The sequence below is a fragment of the Enterococcus sp. C74 genome, assembly GCF_040887125.1.
GTDB classification, from domain to species: domain Bacteria; phylum Bacillota; class Bacilli; order Lactobacillales; family Enterococcaceae; genus Enterococcus_B; species Enterococcus_B hirae.
Genome location: NZ_JBFOFA010000004.1, coordinates 172,994 through 194,340, shown reverse-complemented (window position 1 = coordinate 194,340; position 21,347 = coordinate 172,994). Strand labels below are relative to the sequence as shown.

Sequence of the window (21,347 nt, the reverse complement as noted above, 5' to 3'; positions counted from 1 at the left end):
GTCTTTTTATTAAGCGTGATAACGTTCTACACCATCTAGGTATGTTGCTTCTAAAGTCATATCTGGATTCAATACGATAAAATCAGCGTCCCGTCCTTTTGCGATCTTGCCACAAGTATCATCGATCTTGCAGCTGATTGCTGGTACTAAGCTTCCCATCATCACAGCTTGTTCAGGTGTAGCTAATCCCCAGTCTACTACATTTTTTATTGCTTCTTTTAATTTCAAGATACTTCCTGCTAAATTACCTGATTCTAAGCGAGCAGTTCCATCTTTCACAACCACTGGAAATTCTCCTAAATTATAATTGCCATCAGGCATTCCACCAGCCATCATGCAATCAGTGATCAATGCCACATGGTCATGACCTGCTTTTTCCATTAAAATTTGAGCAGCATTTGGATGAACATGATGCCCATCACAAATCAATTCTGAAAAAACATGTTCTAGCGATAGTAGCGCACCAACCATTCCAGGTTCACGATGATTTAATCCACGCATGCCATTATACGCATGGACAAAGACACTGGCACCTGCTTCTACTGCCTTTTGTGCTTCATCGATCGTCGCATTACTATGACCCAATGAAACAACCACGCCTTCATCTGTCACTTGTTTGACAAACTCTTCAACGCCTTTTCGTTCTGGGGCTAGGGCAATTTTTTTGATCAGTCCGCCAGAAGCTTCTTGCCATTCATGGAAAGTATCAAGATCAGGGTCTCCAAAATAACTTGGATTTTGCGCCCCTTTATGTTCTTCCGTAAAGAATGGTCCTTCAAAATAGATTCCTTTAATTTTTGCTCCAGGAGCTTCTTGGTACATTTTTCCAATTGTTTCAGCTACATCTTTTAAACGTTCTTTACTTGATGTTAAAGTAGTTGGTAAAAACGATGTTACTCCACAAGAAAGCAATCCTTCTGACATTGCTTTCACACCTTCTGCATCATTATCCATCACATCATGGTTCATATAGCCATGAATATGCGTATCAACTAGACCAGGAGCGATCCATTTTCCGCTTTGATCAATGATATTGACTTCTCCTTCAGGTGTGTTTTGGGTATACTCCCCAAAAAGACCATCAGTGATTTCAAGATAACCTGCATTTTTGACACCGGATGACAAAAAGAATTTGTCTGCGTAGATAAAAGTTCTCATTCTTCTCTCTCCTTTGATTTTCTATCCTAAAGGTACTCTTATTTTGGAGATAAGTCAAGAATGGTCTACACCATTTAGAGACTTTTTGCTATTTTTTTAACTGATTGTGCCAATTCTTCATAAAAGAGAGCTTTATTGATTTCACCTTTCTTTTTATAAATCAAACTCTTTAAAATAAATAAATCGTTAAGGTAATAATAACTATTTTTATCTTGCGCCCACCGTATTCCTTGATTTACTTGTTCTAAAGATAGTTCAATTTCTCCTTGGTGCAACAAAAAGCTTCCATAGTTATAAAAAATTTGAGTAAACTCACTTTTGGTTCGATCTTGGATCGTCTCTTGGAAGAGTTGGATACTACGACTTAAATAGTACCTAGCTTCCGCAGTTTTGCCAGCTACGCCATAGATTTTGCCAATGCAACTGACTAGCTGGATCTCAACATCTGTCACTTGTGTTCGATCTTTTAACGTCGAATAGGAGAGCGCTTCTTTTAAATAACTAAGTGCTTGAGTAATATTTTTTCGTAATGTAAATTCACAGACGCCTAAATAATAATAATATTTTTGAAAATCCGCAGCTTCGTACAAATTTTCTGTAACCTCTGGCGATTTTAACACTTGTTCCAGCTTGCGATAATCTCGTTGCTGAAAATACAAGTCTGTTAACTCAAAATTCTTTAAGACCGCTCGAATTTTCCCATGAGATAAACGCATGACATGATCGATCGTTACGCCTAAACGTTGGCAAATTTGTGCCATTACAACAACATTTGGTAGCTCTTCATTATTTTCAATTCTGCTTAAAACACTCTGTGAACAAATATCTTGCGAAAGCATTTTTTGTGTCATCTTCTGTTCTTTTCGAATTTCTTTTATGATTGTACCAAAGGAAGCGACCAACGTTTCCATAAGCATCCTCCTTCAAAATATGCGTATTCGCATTATACCAATATTTTACTTTACGGAAGAAGAAACATCAAGAAAAGTCCTATCAAAAACTTGTTCGACTTTTTTCCTTCCTTATTTTTGATTTAGCTAGTGATTATTTCATCTCTCACACCAAAAAGAGCCAAAACTTGAGTTCGGCTCTTTTGAGTAAAAACATCCATGACAGGCTATTTTTGTCGGTAAGTCGATAAAAATTCACGCATTTTGACAGCAGTCGTTTTCAGATCATCCATCTTTGGTAAATAAACGATTCTAAAATGATCCGGTTGATGCCAATTAAATCCCCCACCATGAACCAGCAAGATATGATGTTCATGTAGGAAATCTAAAACAAACTTTTCGTCATCTAAAATATTGAAACGCTTCGTATCAATCTTAGGAAAAATGTAAAACGCTGCTTTAGGTTTTACTGCAGAAAGACCGGGAATGTCATTAATGGCATTGTAAATAAATTCTCGTTGCTCATAAATACGCCCACCAGGTAATAATAATTCATCCACACTTTGATAACCACCTAATGCCGTCTGAATGATTTGCTGAGACAATACATTGGAACAAAGACGCATCGAAGAAAGCATGTTCAATCCTTCAATATAGCCTTTAACATGTGATTTATCTCCACTCAACACCATCCAGCCAACACGAAATCCTGCAACACGATGGGATTTAGATAAACCATTCAACGTCACGACAAATAAATCTGGTGCCAAGGTAGCGATTGGAATATGTTCTAAACCATCCATGACTAAACGATCATAAATTTCATCAGAATAAATAATCAATTGATTTTGACGAGCAATCTCCACGATTTGCTCTAAAATCTCTTTTGGATACAATGCTCCAGTTGGATTATTTGGGTTGATGATCACGATTGCTTTTGTTCTACTCGTTATTTTTGATTTAATGTCATCAATATCAGGATACCATTCTGCTTGTTCGTCACATATATAATGAACAGGTTTTCCACCAGCCAGTGATACTGAAGCTGTCCATAATGGATAATCAGGCATCGGAACTAAAACCTCATCCCCATTATCAAGTAGACCTTGCATACACATTGTGATCAGTTCGCTGACTCCATTCCCTGTATAAATGTCGTTGATCGTCACATTGGGGAACTTTTTGATTTGACAATATTGTTCAATCGCTTTTCTTGCTGAAAAAATGCCTTTAGAATCAGAATAGCCTTCTGAATCTCGTGCATTCATAATCAAATCACGTATCACTTCATTTGGCGCTTCAAATCCAAAGGGGGCAGGATTTCCAGTATTTAACTTTAAAATACTGATCCCTTCTTCTTGCATACGTTCGGCTTCTTCTAACACAGGTCCACGTACGTCGTAGCTTACGCCTTCTAGTTTATTGGATTTTTCAAATTCTCTCATAACGCTATCCAATCCCTCATTTCAAAATAAACAGAAATTTCTGATTTTTTATTTTTTACTTATTTTCAATATCATACTCTATCCCTCTAAAATTTACCACAATTTTAAGTAAAACCATAAGAAATTTTAGTGAGTTTTCAAACTCATTTCCGTCGATATTCATTGAATAAATTCGCACCCCAGTCCATAGCAATTCCGCAAATAACGCCCAAAAAAATTCCGGCAGACAAATCTTTCAATACAATACCAAGAATTAGCCCAACACTCATTCCTAAGATAGAAAACTCCCCATCATATTTTTCCACTTTTTCTCTCCCTTTTCATCTTGACATCTGCGGAAATACTCGCTATCATTAATTTATTGTTATTATACGCAGACGTGATGGAACGGCAGACATGCAAGATTGAGGGTCTTGTGAGCGTACGCTCGTGTGGGTTCAAATCCCATCGTCTGCATCAATGACTAGTCGTAGAGCATTCCGTGCTCTACGTTTTTTTGTTTTCTTATTCACGTCTTATTAATAAACTTACTGTTCGTTATACTAAACGACCTGACTTCTGATAATTTTACGCATTAATTCTTCTTTCTATTTTACTCTTCCTGTTAATTTACTGCTAATGATTACCATGGACAGTTCCTTCTTATGTTTCATAAGATAGCTTTTTTGATTATTTCTCCTTTTTACGATTAAGCAATGAAATCAGTATTGTTTTATCTGCATGCCTTCTATTTTGCCCATCTTGATCATTTTTTATACTTACAACCTATGACCTATACTGTAAAAGAATTATGAGAACGATGAATATTAGGAACCATAATTGAACTCTTATTCAATCGATTCTTTTAAATAGTGTAATGCTTGTTTACAGTTCTTGAATCCTTTTGCTTTCCATTGGACATTTCTCTTTCTTGACTTATATATTTCATTTTTTTCTCATCATCAAACTCGTATTCTTATAAATAAAGATGACATTACCAGCTTATAACCTTATTTTATAAGCTTAAGCAGTATTTTAGTACTAATATAAAAATTAGTTTATAATTAGAGTATGTCAAATATGGAGAGGAGAAATAACAAATGAAAACTTTAGACATTATTGCTTTAACATTGTTGATCGTTGGTGGATTAAATTGGTTATTGGTTGGTTTATTAGAATTTGATTTAGTTGCTACTATTGCAGGTGGATCTACGACAATTCTAGCTAAAGCGATCTATATTATTGTAGGAATTTGTGCTATTTATTGTTTGAAATTCTTTCCACTTATTACAAATAGAGTAGAACGATAATTTTTTAATTATCCTCTGTTCCTAATATAAATAAAGCAGTCATGAGCGTTAGTTTGTATGCTCATGACTGTTTTTATTTATATTCATGTAAGCGTTATTCGAGACAAAAGAGAGATTTTTTCTACAGAAAAACGTGAGATTAACCTTTTCTTAATAACTAGACAGCTACTCTTTTCAGAGACATTATGCTTGATTTTACGACAAAGAAATCGCTTTCGATTACATATGTTACTTCAAATATTACAAAAAAGGTAGATTTGTCATAAAGCTATTACCTATGAAATATATCCCCGTGGTAAAGTATTCCTCGTTGGTCACAACAAAACTATTTTTAAATTTACGAAGGAGCTTTTACATGAAATCACTTAAAACATTACTATTAGGAACAACTTTGACTGCCGGCGCACTATTCTTTATGGGAACATCTGCACATGCGGACGAAGCTTATACCGTTCAATCAGGTGATACGCTATCAACGATTTCTCAAAAATACGTTGGTGATAACTCCTTGATCCAAACTATTGCAGAAAAAAATTCAATCTCAAACATCAACTTGATTTATTCAGGTCAACAATTAACAATCCCAACAGGCGAACAAGCAGCAACAACACAAACAGCTTACCAAGCGCCTGCTCAAACAAAAACAGTGGCTGAACAACCAGTGAAGCAAGAACCAGTTCAACAAGCAGCACCTGCCCAACCAGTTGCTCAAGCAACGCAAACAGCGGCACAAGCAACACCAGCAACAACAAACACAAGCTCAGCGAAAGAATGGATCGCTCAAAAAGAATCTAGCGGTTCTTATACAGCAACAAACGGTCGTTACATCGGACGTTACCAATTAGATTCTTCTTACTTAAATGGTGACTATTCAGCAGCAAACCAAGAACGAGTTGCTGAACAATACGTATCTTCTCGTTACGGCTCATGGGAAGCAGCTAAATCTTTCTGGGAAGCAAACGGTTGGTACTAATATAAAATAGCTTGTTTAAAAAGCGAAGGTCCCTCTTTAGGATCTTCGTTTTTTTTACTAAGCAAAGCGTAAATGAAAAAAATTGGCAGAAATGGTATCCTTTCTGTCAATTTTTTTGGTAATTTCGATTTTCTAATTCCAGTTTGGCAAATGGTGGTTCGTTCATCGTGTTTTTTGAACAGTTGTGTTTGTCTAACTGCTCAAAATTATTTTTTGTTTCTTTCATAACGTTCAATAAATAGTTGTTCTCTGCTTTCAATCGTTTCACTAATGAATTCAAATAATTGTTTTCTTTATGTAATTCGTCTATTGTTTTACTCTTTTCGTCTGTCATATGATTTGAATAGTTGTCTGTTTCTCTTCCTGGTTTCTTCATCCCCACCTCAGAAGGCAACAACGAGTGGTGAAGTAATTTAGTATACAGTTCTTTGTATTCCTGATACTCAGCATTCAATTGTTCTTTCATATGATCATTTGTCGATTTTTTTCGATAGATGGATGTCTTATTTTGTTGAAGAACTGCTTCTAACTTTTTGAGTAATTCTGTTTCTATTTCACAGTTTTTATATTTGGACATAATATAAGCAGAATTGAGACGTCCTTCTTTCATGGGTATTAGGCCAATATGTAAGTGTGGTTTCTCTTCATCAAAATGAACATGTGCATAAATGATATTCGATAGACCGTATAGTTTTTGAAAGGTTTGAACAATTTGTAAAAAAAATAGTTTTGTTTCTCTTACTGATAATTTTTTTAATGCCGATTCTTTAAAGATGATTCGCCATTCAATTAATATCGTCCAATTAGAATGAATCGATTTTGTTGAAGATAAATGGGTCAAATATTTTCTAATGATCTTTTTATAGTCAATAAATTTCTTATTTAAAACATCATAATTTAAAGATGTTTTATCTGGTTGTACAATACTTGATTCAACTATTTCTCTTTGATTATGTCTTTGGACTTGTTCTAATTCATAAAATCGATAATCCGTTTTTTCTAATTTGATTGATTTAATAGTTCTGCCTCCTTACTTTCTTCTTACTATGTGAATCTTTCAAACAAGTAAATAAACAACGTTTTCATCTAAAGTTTAGTTAATTCTATCCGAAAAAACAAACCGAAAAATTCCTATTTCTTGGTAATTATGTACTTTTAGTGAAATAAAAAAGGACCCTCTTTAAAGGATCCCAAGTAAACCAGTTAAAACAAAACCTACTTCGTGAATTTTCGAGTGAACTAAGATAATAAAGCAAGCTTTGGCCCGCCTCTAAATAACTATTTTTTATTATGCTAGCTATGATTCGTTAATCAATACGGAGTGTTCCATCAATGGTTGTTGTATTGATTAGTTCTTTTTCATCATATACTTTATAATATATCTTTATGCCATGCGTACCCGAGGAAGGCATATTCTTGAAAGCAACCGATTCAATCCCATTGTTGGGTGGAATCAATCCTGAAACATATAATTTTTTTTGATTAGATGCTAAATAGTATTCTACTTGTATATTATAGGAGTTGACACCCACATTACGTACATCCACGTGGGCTTTTCCCTCTTTATTTAATTCGATTTCATGCTTCAATATAATCCGAACATTGTCTTTATCGACTTCTTCCTGCATCTTTTTTAATAATTCGCCATTATTCAACTGAGTGATGTTCTCATCAAAATCTGGCAATCCTGTAACGACTTGAGGGGGAGATTGATTAAAATAGAAGTATCCACTGATCCCCAATATCAAAAGTACTACAGAGAAGGTTATCAGGATATATGTGCTTTTTTTTCTTTGTTTTGCTTTATGTGCCATTTAAAAATCTCCCTTTCTGATAAAATCAAAAACAAATCGTCTCAACCAGATGGATAAAAAAATCATTCGTTAAGCATTTACTTTTATTTTTTTTCAAACAATCCACAAGTTTTTTTGTTGATCAACTAGTTTCTTTCGTTCCAACAGTTTATACTTTCAATGATTAGCAGAACTCCAACTATTTGGAATCCTGCTAAATGGTATTCTAAGACAGTCATGTCATTGTTACTATGTGCGAAATTCCCTGTTTATTCTGCTGGGGATTCCAATAATATATGATATAAATGAAATAAATCACGCTTTTTTATGATTCAGTATCTTTTAAAGCAGTGAAATTAAACGTTATTTCGTAACTTGGTCTAACCACTTGATTTTCTTTAAATCCTTCAGCGATTTTTCCTTCGAATTTTAACGTTTTAGATGAAGATTTATCTAATTCTGTTAAATAAGTAGGGCTATTAAGAAATTGACCCGCAACACTTTGTAAACGGACGCCCGCTTCATTTGTTGGCGTAAAGTATAAATCTTGTCTTACACCCGATTGACTTTTTTCTTCAAATTTTGATATTTCAATCTTGACTCTACGTGCACTAGAATTATTTGTTACGGTATAAATAGGTGATAAGATATTAGGAAGTGGCTGGCCATCATCTGTTACCGCATTTGCATAACGTACTTTTGTAGGTACAGTGATGTCAACATAAGATACATCTTCCGGTCCGACCGGATCCCATGGACCAATCCAGCCATCCACTTTAATTTGTGCATTATCTTCTCCTTGAATAGTTACGCTGTCATCCTCAGGGTCACTTAATCCAGGAATCCAGCCTAATTCATTATCTTTAACTGTTTCTGCACTTGCATTCATTGTTCCAATCCCAAATCCACCTAATAAAATAGATGATACTAGTAACACATTTGTCAACTTCTTCATTATTCTGTCTCTCTCCTCGCTGAAAACGTCTCACAACATTTCCATAAAAATAAAATTACATGATATAGTTTTTTTCTCGATTGAGCTCAATCAACATAACCGTTGAGAAAAGGGATACAATTGTTCCAAGTAACATCATATAAACGCTCAATTGTTCACCAGTTTGTGGAAGTCTCACTTTTTTTGAAGAACCTGAATCAGATGGTGTGATCGTTATAGTTGCTTTTTCTTTGGTTCCTGCGTCACTTACGTTATCAATTGTACTGGCATCTGCGTCCGCATCCCATACTCCTATTATTGCTTCAACTTGAATCGTTTGTTCATTTGTGGTTTGTGCATGACAGTTTGTTGTAATGAAAAGACTAACCATTAAAACACCTATCAAATAATACATCACTCTTTTTATTTCGCTCTTCACCTCCAATACTTTAACGACGCAACCTCCACAATAATATTATCCGTAAAAATAAAATAGAATGAAAACCAAGTTTTACCGATAGATTGGTAAATACCTTTTCCATTAGTAATTGTTATGTAACAAAAAGATGATTAGCTTAGAACATCTAAAAAATAATACTTAATTTTTAGCCATATCAGTTGATAAGCGGAAACTTTTCCGAAATTTATAGTCATAGTGCAAACTAACTATCCATACTGGAATTAACTTTTATATGGTAATAATCAACTAATTTATTAATGATATCTTCATCAAAATAACTAGACATCCCAATCGTTGGAATACCAAAATGGTCAGGCGAATATACATCTGTTAAAAGGCAATCGAACTTTTGTAAATAGCCCTTTTGTATTTGAGTAGTAGGATCGAGTATCTCAATTTTGATATTATGTCTAAAATAAAATTGAATTTCCTCTTTGAGCATCCGCATATGATCGTAAGAGCTATCCAATAAAAGTGCTACATTGATACTTGCTTTACTTTCTCTCACGCGTATCCATAGTTCAGACCAAGAAGTTAATAATTTGAAGATGGATTGCTGGATCATTTCATCTAAGTAAGATAAAAATGGATTACCAAGAGAAAAGTAAATATCAAAAAATTCATCTCTTAATGCGGTAACTAACTCAGGACTTACCTTCAACGTATTTTCAAAAAAATCTGTTTTTTTATTGTATAAAATATAAGTAGGTCGCACCGAACTCATGGTCGTCCAATAAATATCATGAATCAATTTATCTCGATTCTCGCAAAGTAATCCAAAACGTTCTTCCAGCAAAGTAATCACATAGCCGATCTGTTTCTTTATTGAGACCGAATCGATTTCAACTCCTTCTGAATGAAAGCGAGCGATTGGATTAATTGGCTGATGGAATTCATAAAATAATTGCTGAAGATTTTCTTTTACACTTTTGATGCCAAAGACATTATGTATTTTTTCTACTAGTTTTTTTTCGTTCATTAGATGTGTAAAATAAAAAGGTATCTCGTTAACTTCTAATTGATAGCCTTGCTTCAATCGTGTAAAACAGACATACAATTGAAATTTTAAATTTCCCAAAAATAAATGATGGTCATTGTTCACAATTGCCCATATCGTATTTTCTTTGATGAATATATCAATGATCTCTGAAATCAAATTTCTTTCTTCTTTTTGTATCAATTTTTCGGGCAAATGATATTTCTCAGAAAAATATACTGAAAAGAAGTCTCTGATATTCCCTTCGTTTCCGATAATTTTGATTTGATTGGTAATTTGAAAATCGAAAAACCGGATTTCTTGATTGATTCGATTAATTACCCTTGATACCTGAGTTTCTGAAATATAAAGCAAATCACTAAGCTCTTCTTTAGAAGTAACTTTTCCTAGGAAAATCGTTTCCAGTAATGTGTATTCTAGACTCTTTTCAAGAATTTTTGAATAGATAAATGACTTAGGCGTTGTGATATCTTTCTTTAAAATGATTCCTGCTCTAAAAGAAGTTTCAATTGATAGAGGCTCAATCATTTCGTTGACTTGAGATAGATCATTTCGAATGGTTTTTTCTGAACTATCAATTTTTTCAGCTAATTCCGCAGTCGTAATCCATTCCGTATTCCAAAGGATTTCTAAAATATTCAATTGGCGTCTCAAACGCCCGTCTAATATTTCTCTCATTTCTATTACATCTCTCCTCTCCTAACAGATAAATACTCCTTGTTTTATTTTTAGCATATCCCAATCTTTAAAAATAACCTTAATATACCGAGCCCTTGGTAAAATATCTTTCATAATCTTTTATTTTTTCCACCGATCCATTGAGTTGTTCGTGATGCAAAGTAAAAAAATAGGAGACCAAAGACAATCATTCATCTCGGGTCCCTTTACTAGGTAGGTCTATGCAACAAACAGAATCGTTTTCACTAAATAGCACGCTCACTTTTTTTATAGTTAATGTAACGATAACTGCTCTTTGGATGTTCATTCGGAAATACTACTATGATTGTTACTGTATCGTTCAGCCTCTTTCTCAATATGTATATTCAACTTGTTTTGCTTTTAGATGAGTATATTCTTTCTAAAAACGTGTAATTCTTCCTTTTTGTTGATCAAAAAATGATGTAGTTTTTTGACAAATTCTTCTCCAAAATAATTAGGGACGCCAATAATTTTCACATCTCCTAGATCGCCAGTATTAAAGCCATTGGTTAGGACACAATCATAGTGTTTTAGCTGATTCACAGAATTTTGTGCTATTGGCAATAAAATATCAACTTCATATGTATTTCTAAAATGATATTCGATTTCTTCTTTTAGCATTTTTAAATGCCCGGCTGGTGCATCTAATAGCAATGCAGCGTGGATTTTAATCGTTGGCTTACGTATTTCCGAACGAAATTCAGACCATTGTGAAACTAAAGTATAAATGGATTGATAAATCATATTTTTTTTATCTAGAGAATGAACGGTTAGATCGTCATAAATTTCACTGAATTTAGCTTTCAAATTTAAAACGATATCTTGTCGATCATTCATTAATTCGCAGACAAAATCTTCTTCAACGTTATTTAAAATATGCGTTGGACCGATCGTACGAAATATCCGCCACATAACGGCCTGAAGTAGAGCTGTTTTGTTCTGGCAATTAATCTTAAATTCATAGCTAACTTCCAAAATCAGATTTTCCAGTCTTGTTTGTAAGATCGATTGACTAGTCCCTAGTTGTAAGCATCTTTCATTTAATTTGAATGGAGCATGAAAATACTCAAACAGGTTAAACAAAACTTCTTCTGATAGTTCGATACCAAACACAGCTTGCCACCTTTTGTTTAATTCTCGATCTCCAGTAATCATAGAATAATTAAAATAATCTTCCTCTTGTTTAAAGAATGAGCTAGATTTACAACGATAGGCAGCCACCCATAATCTCATTCGCATTTTATTCAATAAAAAATGATGTTGATCATCCATAACCATCTTCTCTTTATTTTGTTTATAAAAAATATCAAGTACTGTATCAATCAGTTGAAATTCTTCTGTTTTAAAAAGTAAATCGGGTGAAAGGTATTTTTCATAGAACAAACTAGAGAAAAGCTTACGGATATTTTTTTCGTGACCGATCAATTTCAAATCATTTGTGATTTCTATTTCGTATTTTTTCATTAAAATATTCATTTTATTATGTAATCGATTGAGTTGTGTTTCTGAAATAAAGAGCTGATCGCATAGTTCCCCTCTTTTCATCATGGGATTGATGAATATCATTTCCAACATTTGACATTCGACACTTTTTTGTAAAAAAAGCGAATAAACATATGATTTTGAAACACCTAAGTCTTTACTTAAAAAAACGCCATATTTTACTGAAGTCTCTATTTTTAAAGGTTCAATTATTTCATTCAGTTGTTTGATGTCTGTTCGGATCGTTTTTTCAACCCCACCTATTTTTTTGACGATCTCTGCAATCGTCAGCCATTCGTTGCTCCAGAGTAACTCTAAGAGTGCTAGCTGTCTTAAACTTTGTTTCGTTAGTAATTGCTTCATTTTCCCCTCCTAATCCCTCAAAATTTACAAACGCTTTGTTTTCTCTATTCTCCTCTATTATTAATTTTAATGTACGAAAATAAGTATGTCTACCATTTCATTAAAATATAAGTATAATAATATTAAAAAAGTAGTGATCAACCTATAAGATTCGTGCTTTTCTGCGAGGTAATATTTTAATAAAAATAACACTCAAGATATCTATTATTAAAATATTTACTACCGGATCTTTTAGAGAACTCCATAAAGAGCCTTTCACTAAAATAATCTTTTTATCATTTTCACTACAATAGAAAAAACGCCTAAATTCGAGGACATTTTCAGCCACAGATTTAAGCGTTTATTTTTTTATATTTAATCGTTTTTTTACATAATCAATACACTGTATTTTTTATTTCAATAAATAGGATAAATCACTCGCTACCGTTGGATAACCCATGATCCATTGCTCTAATTCTTCTTTTTTTGTATGTTGACTGATCAATAAATTCAAATCATTGATTAAATCATCTGCCTGTTCACTAAGGACACTGGCACCAATCAAATACCCAGCTTTGTCATAGATCATTTGGGATTTAGCAAGTGGTTCATTCACACGATGATAGGTAAACCAATTGGTCATATCAATTTCTACTACTTCTTCTTGTCCAGTGAGTTGTTTTTTTGTTACTCCGACCTGAGCCAATTTCGGACTAGTAAAAACGATCGTAGGAATGGAAGGATAACTAATTTTTTCTTTAGTATTTCCTAATACATAGTTTGCAACATAATTTCCTTCAAAGGTAGCAACTGGCGTTAATTTTGGCTCTGTCCGTGAGATGATATCCCCGCAAGCAAAAATCATTGGATTACTCGTTTGAAGATAGTCATTAACAACAACACCATGTTTCGTTGTTTCTACCTTCGCCTTTTCCAGGTCTAGTCGCTCAACATTTGGCTGTCTTCCAGTGGCACAAAAAATCGCATCTGCTTGTAGTTCTTGATCGTTTGACTGCAAGGAATAGTGCGTTCCTTCTTGAATAATTCGCTGTGACTCAAAATCAAAAACAAATCGAATCCCGGCTGCTTCCATTTGTTTAACTAATTGTTTGACCAATTGTTCGTCAAATGCTTTTAATGGTCGTTGATTATGGTGAACGATCGTGACATTGCTTCCTGAAGCATGAGCGATCATCGCTAATTCAAATGCAATATAGCCTGCACCAATAAAAATAATGTCCTGAGGCAATTCACTTAATGATAAAAAGTCAGTACTTGTTTGTAAAAATTCATTCCCATCAATAGGTAAAATCGATGGTCGTTGACCAGTAGCAAGAATGAAATGTTCAGCTGAAATTTTTTCTTCTCCTACCATGATCGTATTTTCATTGATAAAGCGTGCTGTTCCAGCTAGATAATCAATGTCAGCTGCTGCTAATTCTTTTTGACGATTCTTTGAAACTGGATCTGTAAAACTGCGCTTAAATGCTTGTAGTTCTTGCCAATCAACAGTTGGTACTTCGCTGAATCCTTTACCCAACAACTGTTCAATTCGTTTTCTTGCTTCCACACTATTTAGTAGAATTTTTTTAGGGTCACATCCTCGATTAGGACAAGTACCACCCCAAAGATTTTCTTCGATGATCAAGACGTTCTTCCCTGCTTTTTTTAACCCATAAGCCACGCTCATACCAGCTACGCCAGAACCAATCACAACTTCATCATATTCTTTCATTTTCTCTTTCCTTTCTAGATAAATAAGTGAAGATATCTTTTCTTGTAATCTCCCCTAGATTTTCCTCATTTTCTCGAATATTTACTGCTTCATGTTGGATCAATAATTCGAATACTTCAGTCAGCGGTGTACTTAAGTAAACATCTGGAAAATCCGCTTGATGAATTCCTTTGCTGTAATCGTCAGCTACGATCAGCTCTTTTACTGTTTGTTGTTTTTGTTGAATCGTTTCATCAAAAAAGCTCCGTACAAATTCATTTTTAGGCTGAGTCAACAACTGGTCGGGTTGGTCACATTGAATTAATTCGCCCTCTTTCATGACAGCGATCCGATCTCCTAATTTTATGGCTTCATCCATATTATGCGTCACAAAGACGATCGTTGTGCCTAATTCTTGATGTAAGGAAAGTACAAGGTCTTGTAAAGAAGCTCGAGACAAAGGATCTAAAGCACTAAATGGTTCGTCCATCAAAATAACTTCTGGGCTAGCTGCCAAAGCACGGACGATACCGATCCGTTGTTGCTCTCCACCGGATAATTCCTGTGGCATTCTATTTCGATAGATTGTAGGATCAAGTCCGACTTTCTCAAGTAATTGGTCAGCTATTTTTTCTCTTTTTCTTCTTTCCCATCCTAGCATTTCTGGAATAACTTCGATATTTTGTTGGACAGTCATAGTTGGAAACAACGCAATTTGTTGTAAAACATAGCCCATTTTCCACCGCATTTTTTGTAAATCATAGTCTTTTAACGATTTACCCTTGAAGAATATCTCCCCTGCGCTCGGCTGAGATAGACCATTGATCATTTTAAGCGAGGTCGTCTTCCCGCTACCAGAGGGACCCACCAAAACAAAGATTTCCCCTTGTTCAATCGATAAGTTTAGTTCTTTAATTGCATATTTTTCGCCAAATTTCTTTTGGACTTGCTTGAATTCTATCAGATTATTCATTTATTCCCCTCCTTCAGTAGTCCTTCTTTTTCCAAGAATGCATGCGCTACTTCCGCAGGTTGTTGTTTTTCTACATTCACTTGATAATTCATTTCAATCATTTGAGATTCTGTTACTTTGCCAGCGAGCTTGTTTAGAGCTGTAACGATTTCTGGATGTTCCTTCGCAAAGGCTTTGGTCATCAAAGGAGCTCCTTGATAATCTGGAAATAATCCCTGATCATCTTCTAAGGTGACAAGGTCATATTGTTTTAGATCACTATCCGTCGAATAAGCATCTACTACATTGACATCTCCGTTATCGATGGCTTGATAGCGTAAACTTGGTTCCATACTTTGTACACTTGGAAAATTAAGCTTGTAAAGTTCTTGGATTCCTTTATAGCCATCCGAACGATCAATAAATTCTAATGTGAAACCGGCTTTTATCTGATCTTCAATCTTTCCCAAATCAGAAATGGTTTTTAGCCCATTTTCTTTGGCAAATGATCGCTTCACCGCTAAAGCATAGGTATTTTGATACGCCATTGGTTGAAGAAGTGTCATTTCAAATTGTTCACCTAATAAGCGATTCGCTTGATTATAGGTTTCTTTTTCATTCAATTCTTTATTTTTTAAGTCATCAGGTACTTTAACTAAGCTTTCTAAAACAGTTCCTGTAAATTCCGGATAAATATCGATCTGTTGATTCTCCAATGCACTAAAAAGAAAACTGGTTTTGCCGAAGTTCGGTTTTAATTCAACTTCAACATCTGAATTATCTTCAATTAATTCTTTATACATTTGAATCAAAATATCTGGTTCTGAACCTAATTTCCCAGCAATTGTCACCTTATCTTCTTTAAAGAGTCCGCTTTGATACAAAGATATTCCACCGATTCCCAAAAAGATAAGCAATAAAGTGATAACTGTATATCGAGGTTTCAAATGTTGAAGAAGTCTGATTAAACTACTGAAAATAATCGCTAACAAAGCTGAACTGATTGCACCAATCAGAGTCAAAACTGGCGTATTTCGATCAATTCCTAATAAGATAAACGTTCCTAAGCCACCGGCACCGATCAATGCTGCTAACGTTGCTGTTCCAATGATCAAGACAAGGGCTGTCCGAATACCTGAAATAATAACAGGTAACGCGATTGGCAATTCCACTTTGATCAACCGTCTCATGCGTGACATACCAAAAGCAACTGCTGCTTCTTCAATGGATGGATCAATTTCACTAAGTCCGATATACGTATTTTGAAAAATTGGTAATAACGCATAGATCACTAATGCAATCAACGCTGGCACTGTTCCGATTCCAACGAAGGGGATCAACAATCCTAATAAAGCTAAAGATGGGATCGTCTGTAAAACACTGGTTATCTGCAACAATACTTCTGCCATTTTTTTATGGTTCACTGCCCAAATAGCTAATGGGATTGCAATAACAATCGCAATCAATAAGGCAATTAATGAAATTGATAAGTGCTGAAATGTTGCGGAGATCAATTCTCCTTTTCGCTCAACAAGCGTTTGAAAAAAATTATTCATAGGATCTTCCTTTCCATTCTAATTTAAGTATAAACATAGACGAAAAAATCCCCAACTAAGTTGTCTGAAAAGAACAAAAAAGATGCGTAGTTCATCATTTGTAAATCCAACACCCCGGCAATTCTCTGAATATGCTTCAAACTAGCAATAAAGTCCTTAATCAATAAATGGAAAGAAAATGGAAAGAAAGAAGAAATTTATTTCTTCAAACTCTATGTATTTCTTTTATATAAAAAAAGACACATCTCACGAATTTGAACGAGAAATGTGTCTAATTTATTTGAATATAAAAAAACAGCCAGTAAAGCAGAAACCTCGTGGGGGAGATAATTTTTACTGGCTTGTTCATAAATTATTATACTGTAAGTTTTGTTCAAAGATAAAAAAAAGTAATAAATGATCGTTTTAGAGTCATAAACGTTCAATTTTTCTCGAAATTCCTATTTTTTCTCAAATGACTAGCTGGTTTGCTCTTTCTTTCACTCCGTATAATGGGTAAAATTCTTGACCTTTTTGATACAAAATTTCTTTTTCACGATTTTTCATCAAGAAAATAAGCAACTCTTTCATCGGCAGATTGGGTTTATTTGGTTCAAATAAAAACACACATTGAGTCTCACCTTTTCTTCGAATGCTCGTCAAAGCCTGCAGATTATCATGAAGATCACAATAGATGCCTTTATATTCTCTTTTCGTTGGAGAAGTTGTGATGAGTGTTAATAGATCAGCTGCTCGCATAGTTACTCCTTTCCTTGAACATCCTTTAAATGTTGAAAAAAATTTTCAAATTATCTATTGAAGATTCTTAACTAATAAGTATAATAAAGAAGTTGCTGAAAATTTTCAAAAGAAAAGAGGTTTGAGAATGAAAAAAATAAATCTATTAATTGATCTGGTTGGTATCAGTTTTGGCGCTGCACTTTATGGTTTAGCTGTGACCGGGATCAATATTCCTGCTAAATTAGCAGATGGTGGTGTAACTGGGATTGCCCTTTTACTTAATAATTTATTCGGTTTTGCTCCTTCCATTACATCACTTATTATCAATTTACCATTGCTATTGGTTTCATTATTCATTTTTGGTAAGCAGGCTTTTCTGCGAACGATTGTCGGAACCTTTGCCTTAGTGTTCTTTTTACATTTGTGGGAAGGACTAAACGTCCATTTTGCTGTCCACAATCTTTTACTCAATAGCCTGATGACTGGTGTATTATCTGGTATCGGTTGTGGTCTGGTCTTTCGCTTTGGTGGAAGCACTGGCGGAACAGACATTATTTACCAAGCCTTTGAAAAATATTTCCATATCAAGATCGGTAAAAGTCTATTCTTGATTACATTTGGTATCTTGGTTGTTTCTTTATTATATCTGGATGTAACACATTTTGTTTATACCTTACTCAGTTGCTCCATCTTATCTTATACGTTAAACAAAGTGAAATATCTCGAAGTAAAAGGTTCTCTCAATCCTTTTTCTGCAAATCGTTCAAAAGAACCTTTTGATACTCTTGATTCTGCAGAACAATTTGAATAACATTCTTAAATGATTGGTTAGCGACTGAAAAGTATATTTCTACTTTTCAGTCGCTATTTCGTTACTAGCAAAACCTCCAGTAATCACTACTTTACCATGTACTTTTCCAGTCTCTACTTCTTTCGTTGCCTGCTTTAAAGTCTCTTTGCTGATGCCTTCTCTGTATACTTTTCCTAAAGTAGTATGGATTTTTTCTTCTTCTACCAATGCTGTCAAATGTTTTAATATTTCCCCTTGTATCTCGATTAGTTGACCATAATCCGTTTTAGTAAACATATACTCCCATTCAAATGAAACAGATAAATTTTTAAAACTTGCAATATCGATTGGTCCATCAAGTCCTACGATCATCCCAATTTTCCCCATAGGTTGAATCATTTCTGCCAGCTCAGTTAGATAGGGACGGATATCATGTAAAACCGCTACGACATCGACGGTGCTTATCCCAACCTTTTCTAGTTGAGGCTTTAACTCTTGATGGTAATCAATTGGATGATCGACCCCATTTTCTTTTAACCATTGAAAGTTTTTGGGGCTGGCTGTCGCAACCACCTCTAACCCACTCCATTTTGCTAATTGTGTGAGAATCGAACCGACACCTCCAGCACCGTTGATGACCAATATTTTTTTACCTTTATTCGCTGATTCTTTAGGAATCAATTGAAATTTCTCAAATAAGAGTTCATAGGCGGTGATTGCAGTTAACGGTAATGCTGCACTAGCTTCGTCCGTGAGATTTTCTGGTGCTTTTGCCACAATTCGTTCATCTACCAACTGATATTCTTGGTTACTACCTGGTTGTTTTGCTGAACCAGCATAATAAATACGGTCTCCTATCTCAAAATTTTCAGATTGGGGACCTTTTGCAACTATTCTCCCTACCGCATCAAATCCCAAAACAGTTAAAGACTCTTGTTTTGGCGTCTGCATTCTAAATTTTACATCCACTGGATTCACTGAAACCGCTGAAATCTCCACCAATAACTCCCTTTTTTTAGGAACCGGAGTTTCTGCCAACTTTTCTAAAAAACTATTTTTGTCAGTCAATGGTAATCCCTCATAAAACCCTATTTGCTTCATTTGTTTTTTCATAGAAACCTTTCCTTCTTTCTTTATACAAAAAGACCTGGATCAATCCACGAAAGGAGTTATCCAGGCTTTCCATTATTTAAAATAGCTATTTTCTCCCAAAGAATTCCCTTGTTCTTCTATCAATCCTTTTAATGATCTTTCTAAAACACCATGATTTTTATCTTTTCTTTTTGATGTCGCACTGAGTGGTTCTTTCTCAGCTTTGTTAAAAGGTTGTACAGAAGGAGAGCCGGCTTTTTTTGTTTGGTAAGGTACCGGTTCATTATCAAATAACAAATATGAATCTTTCATTTTTTTCATTGAATCAACTAGTTCTGCGTCAGAAATACTAGATACTTTTGGATCAGGAATAATTGATGCTGGCACATACTTAGGTACAAAGTAAGAACGCCCACGACCATTTTTTTGTTGGTTCGATGTATAGGCTTTGGTACTTGTGTGCTGCTCTTGGCTCTTCTGACTATTCATTGAATCAGCCGCTTTTCTCGTCCGCTGATTAGTCAATGGGCGATTACTTGCTTGATGCGTATGATAATCAGGAAGCTGTTCTTTGTGTCTGACTAAATTTTCTTTTGGAATTGTTGATTTTTTTGAATTGCTCAAATTTCGACGTTTGCGTTGTTCTCTAGCATCGCCTTGAGCAAAGTGAAATTCTTGCATTTGCTCAAACATTGGTTGATTATTGTTTTCGGTTAATAGATCATCCTGTCCATCAAATAAAACACGCCTTTGGTTTTTTGCTAGTTTGACGCCAATTTCGTCATCATAGGCAGGAAAACGAAAATGTTTCCGTCTAATTTCATTCATTTTAAACCATCCTTCTCATAAATGGAACTTTTCTCAATCATAGCATAATTTTTTCATTTTCCATAGTAACCATAACTAAGTTTAACCTCTTTCGACGGTCATCTGGTCGTTTCTCGAATGACCAATTCAGGGAAAAATCGACGGTATCCTTGACTTTCTCCTTTTTCGGTAATTTTTTTTAACAACATTTCACCACAAACTTCACCCATTCGTACGATATCTTGTTTTACCGTAGTTAATTTGGGTGAACTGATTTGGTCTAAAAATACGCCATCAAAGCCAATGACTCCAAAATCTTCAGGAATTTTCCCCTTTTCTTTAGCAATACCTCTTACAATCCCTAAAGCTAGTCGGTCAGAGCTGCAAATAAAACAAGTCTTTGGTTTAATAGTTGACCAATGATCGGCAAGATATTTCTCTGCCATTGTCGAATGATTTGGGAAACGTAATATTTGCGGCTTCATGTTGGCTGTTTCCATAACTGAAAGGTAGCCTGCTTCTCTTGATAACTCAAATGGCTCATCCTCGTCAATCCCAATATAAATAATTGTCTCGTAACCGCATTCCATAGCATATTGTGAAGCCTTTGCTGTGCCATAATGATTATCGCTATCTACATAATCATAGCCAAAACGATTTTCACCAAAAAGGACGACTGGTTTTTCCAATCGGTCGATCCAGTCAAAATCTTTTTCTCTCACCCCTGTAATGATGTAGCCGTCGCAAGACCCTACGTCAAATGCATCATTGGTTACCAACTGCAAAGAATAGTGCGCTTTTCCAATACATTTTGCAATTCCCATCAATAAATTCATATAATACGGTTCTGTTGTATCAATCTCTTCAAGGATGAAAAGTTTGATGATTTGTGATCGATTAGAAACGAGTGCTTTTGCTGCAATATTGGGGCGATAATCTAATTCTGCCATCGCAGAAAAAACTAATTCTTTTAACTCATCCGTTACTTGTTCCGGGTGATTGATGACACGAGACACCGTCATTTTGGATACATTTGCTTTTTTAGCAACATCAGCTAATGTTGGCATAGGTTGCTCCTTTCACAATAGAAAACTTTTTTCTGTTTTCTATCATTATAGCAAACTTGAAAGCGATAAAATGTAGAAATATCGTAAAAATCATCTACAAGCCAGCATCTTTTTAATAAAAGTTCACTAGAATCGAAAGCCAGTTACTCCATTTTATTAGAGAAATGTACGTTATCTCCATCTATTT

20 protein-coding genes and 1 tRNA gene are annotated in these 21,347 nt (G+C 34.7%); 4 read left to right on the top strand and 17 right to left on the bottom strand.

The genetic code is table 11. The annotated features are described in order from the left end of the window. Nucleotides 1–9: 9 nt before the first annotated feature. From nagA to AB3H93_RS07260, 4 genes are all read right to left on the bottom strand, one after another. Entirely contained in the window at nucleotides 10–1,158 is a 1,149-nt protein-coding gene (gene nagA, locus AB3H93_RS07275; protein ID WP_010719415.1) for an N-acetylglucosamine-6-phosphate deacetylase, read from the bottom strand. Between the two features lie 74 nt (nucleotides 1,159–1,232). Next, nucleotides 1,233–2,069 carry a helix-turn-helix transcriptional regulator gene (locus tag AB3H93_RS07270; RefSeq protein WP_010719416.1) on the bottom strand — a complete coding sequence of 279 codons (837 nt, stop codon included), beginning with the start codon at nucleotides 2,067–2,069 and terminating at the stop codon, nucleotides 1,233–1,235. 206 nt (nucleotides 2,070–2,275) lie between these two features. Next, nucleotides 2,276–3,493, bottom strand: a complete 1,218-nt coding sequence (locus AB3H93_RS07265) for a pyridoxal phosphate-dependent aminotransferase (protein ID WP_010719417.1) — start codon at nucleotides 3,491–3,493, stop codon at nucleotides 2,276–2,278. A 143-nt stretch (nucleotides 3,494–3,636) separates the two neighbouring features. Beyond that, nucleotides 3,637–3,798 carry a hypothetical protein gene (locus AB3H93_RS07260; RefSeq protein ID WP_010719418.1) on the bottom strand — a complete coding sequence of 54 codons (162 nt, stop codon included), beginning with the start codon at nucleotides 3,796–3,798 and terminating at the stop codon, nucleotides 3,637–3,639. 68 nt (nucleotides 3,799–3,866) lie between these two features. On the opposite strand from AB3H93_RS07260, the gene AB3H93_RS07255 reads away from it, so the two are divergent. The 3 genes from AB3H93_RS07255 to AB3H93_RS07245 all read left to right on the top strand — a co-directional run bounded on the left by AB3H93_RS07255 (nucleotide 3,867) and on the right by AB3H93_RS07245 (nucleotide 5,755). Next, a tRNA-Leu gene (locus tag AB3H93_RS07255) sits at nucleotides 3,867–3,949 on the top strand. A gap of 623 nt (nucleotides 3,950–4,572) precedes the next feature. After that, on the top strand, nucleotides 4,573–4,782 hold the full coding sequence (locus AB3H93_RS07250; protein ID WP_010719419.1) for a DUF378 domain-containing protein: 210 nt from the start codon (nucleotides 4,573–4,575) through the stop codon (nucleotides 4,780–4,782). A gap of 355 nt (nucleotides 4,783–5,137) precedes the next feature. Continuing rightward, nucleotides 5,138–5,755: a LysM peptidoglycan-binding domain-containing protein gene (locus tag AB3H93_RS07245; protein ID WP_010737411.1), complete on the top strand. Its 618-nt coding sequence runs from the start codon at nucleotides 5,138–5,140 to the stop codon at nucleotides 5,753–5,755. Nucleotides 5,756–5,861: 106 nt separating this feature from the next. Here AB3H93_RS07245 and AB3H93_RS07240 read toward each other — a convergent pair whose 3' ends face one another. From AB3H93_RS07240 to AB3H93_RS07195, 10 genes are all read right to left on the bottom strand, one after another. Then, nucleotides 5,862–6,764, bottom strand: a complete 903-nt coding sequence (locus tag AB3H93_RS07240) for a plasmid recombination protein (RefSeq protein WP_080649354.1) — start codon at nucleotides 6,762–6,764, stop codon at nucleotides 5,862–5,864. A gap of 298 nt (nucleotides 6,765–7,062) precedes the next feature. Beyond that, nucleotides 7,063–7,569 carry a hypothetical protein gene (locus tag AB3H93_RS07235; protein ID WP_368020370.1) on the bottom strand — a complete coding sequence of 169 codons (507 nt, stop codon included), beginning with the start codon at nucleotides 7,567–7,569 and terminating at the stop codon, nucleotides 7,063–7,065. Nucleotides 7,570–7,873: 304 nt separating this feature from the next. Beyond that, nucleotides 7,874–8,503, bottom strand: a complete 630-nt coding sequence (locus AB3H93_RS07230; RefSeq protein ID WP_088745506.1) for a hypothetical protein — start codon at nucleotides 8,501–8,503, stop codon at nucleotides 7,874–7,876. A 55-nt stretch (nucleotides 8,504–8,558) separates the two neighbouring features. Continuing rightward, a complete protein-coding gene (locus tag AB3H93_RS07225; protein WP_223603537.1) occupies nucleotides 8,559–8,897 on the bottom strand; it encodes an LPXTG cell wall anchor domain-containing protein in 339 nt (112 codons plus the stop codon). 247 nt (nucleotides 8,898–9,144) lie between these two features. Next, on the bottom strand, nucleotides 9,145–10,617 hold the full coding sequence (locus tag AB3H93_RS07220) for a helix-turn-helix domain-containing protein (protein ID WP_368020369.1): 1,473 nt from the start codon (nucleotides 10,615–10,617) through the stop codon (nucleotides 9,145–9,147). Between the two features lie 381 nt (nucleotides 10,618–10,998). Continuing rightward, entirely contained in the window at nucleotides 10,999–12,483 is a 1,485-nt protein-coding gene (locus AB3H93_RS07215) for a helix-turn-helix domain-containing protein (RefSeq protein WP_053766407.1), read from the bottom strand. 391 nt (nucleotides 12,484–12,874) lie between these two features. Further along, nucleotides 12,875–14,197, bottom strand: coding sequence for an NAD(P)/FAD-dependent oxidoreductase (locus tag AB3H93_RS07210; protein ID WP_034700340.1), 1,323 nt, complete (start codon nucleotides 14,195–14,197; stop codon nucleotides 12,875–12,877). Continuing rightward, a complete protein-coding gene (locus tag AB3H93_RS07205; protein ID WP_063626966.1) occupies nucleotides 14,184–15,149 on the bottom strand; it encodes an ABC transporter ATP-binding protein in 966 nt (321 codons plus the stop codon). Before AB3H93_RS07205 ends, AB3H93_RS07210 begins: the two co-directional genes overlap by 14 nt. Continuing rightward, the gene (locus tag AB3H93_RS07200; protein WP_063626965.1) at nucleotides 15,146–16,684 is read right to left on the bottom strand and encodes an ABC transporter permease/substrate-binding protein; all 1,539 of its coding nucleotides are present in this window, start codon (nucleotides 16,682–16,684) and stop codon (nucleotides 15,146–15,148) included. The genes AB3H93_RS07205 and AB3H93_RS07200 overlap by 4 nt, the downstream gene beginning before the upstream one ends. Nucleotides 16,685–17,134: 450 nt before the next feature. Further along, nucleotides 17,135–17,422, bottom strand: coding sequence for a hypothetical protein (locus tag AB3H93_RS07195; protein WP_010737402.1), 288 nt, complete (start codon nucleotides 17,420–17,422; stop codon nucleotides 17,135–17,137). Between the two features lie 127 nt (nucleotides 17,423–17,549). Between AB3H93_RS07195 and AB3H93_RS07190 the strand changes: the two genes are divergently transcribed. After that, on the top strand, nucleotides 17,550–18,215 hold the full coding sequence (locus AB3H93_RS07190) for a YitT family protein (protein ID WP_010719430.1): 666 nt from the start codon (nucleotides 17,550–17,552) through the stop codon (nucleotides 18,213–18,215). A 39-nt stretch (nucleotides 18,216–18,254) separates the two neighbouring features. On the opposite strand, the gene AB3H93_RS07185 is transcribed toward AB3H93_RS07190, so the two are convergent. From AB3H93_RS07185 to AB3H93_RS07175, 3 genes are all read right to left on the bottom strand, one after another. After that, nucleotides 18,255–19,307 (bottom strand): zinc-binding alcohol dehydrogenase family protein, encoded by a 1,053-nt coding sequence (locus AB3H93_RS07185; RefSeq protein WP_368020368.1) that lies wholly within the window; start codon nucleotides 19,305–19,307, stop codon nucleotides 18,255–18,257. A gap of 72 nt (nucleotides 19,308–19,379) precedes the next feature. Beyond that, nucleotides 19,380–20,114 carry a hypothetical protein gene (locus AB3H93_RS07180; protein WP_010737399.1) on the bottom strand — a complete coding sequence of 245 codons (735 nt, stop codon included), beginning with the start codon at nucleotides 20,112–20,114 and terminating at the stop codon, nucleotides 19,380–19,382. A 98-nt stretch (nucleotides 20,115–20,212) separates the two neighbouring features. Further along, entirely contained in the window at nucleotides 20,213–21,160 is a 948-nt protein-coding gene (locus AB3H93_RS07175) for a LacI family DNA-binding transcriptional regulator (RefSeq protein WP_034700335.1), read from the bottom strand. Between the last annotated feature and the right edge of the window lie 187 nt (nucleotides 21,161–21,347).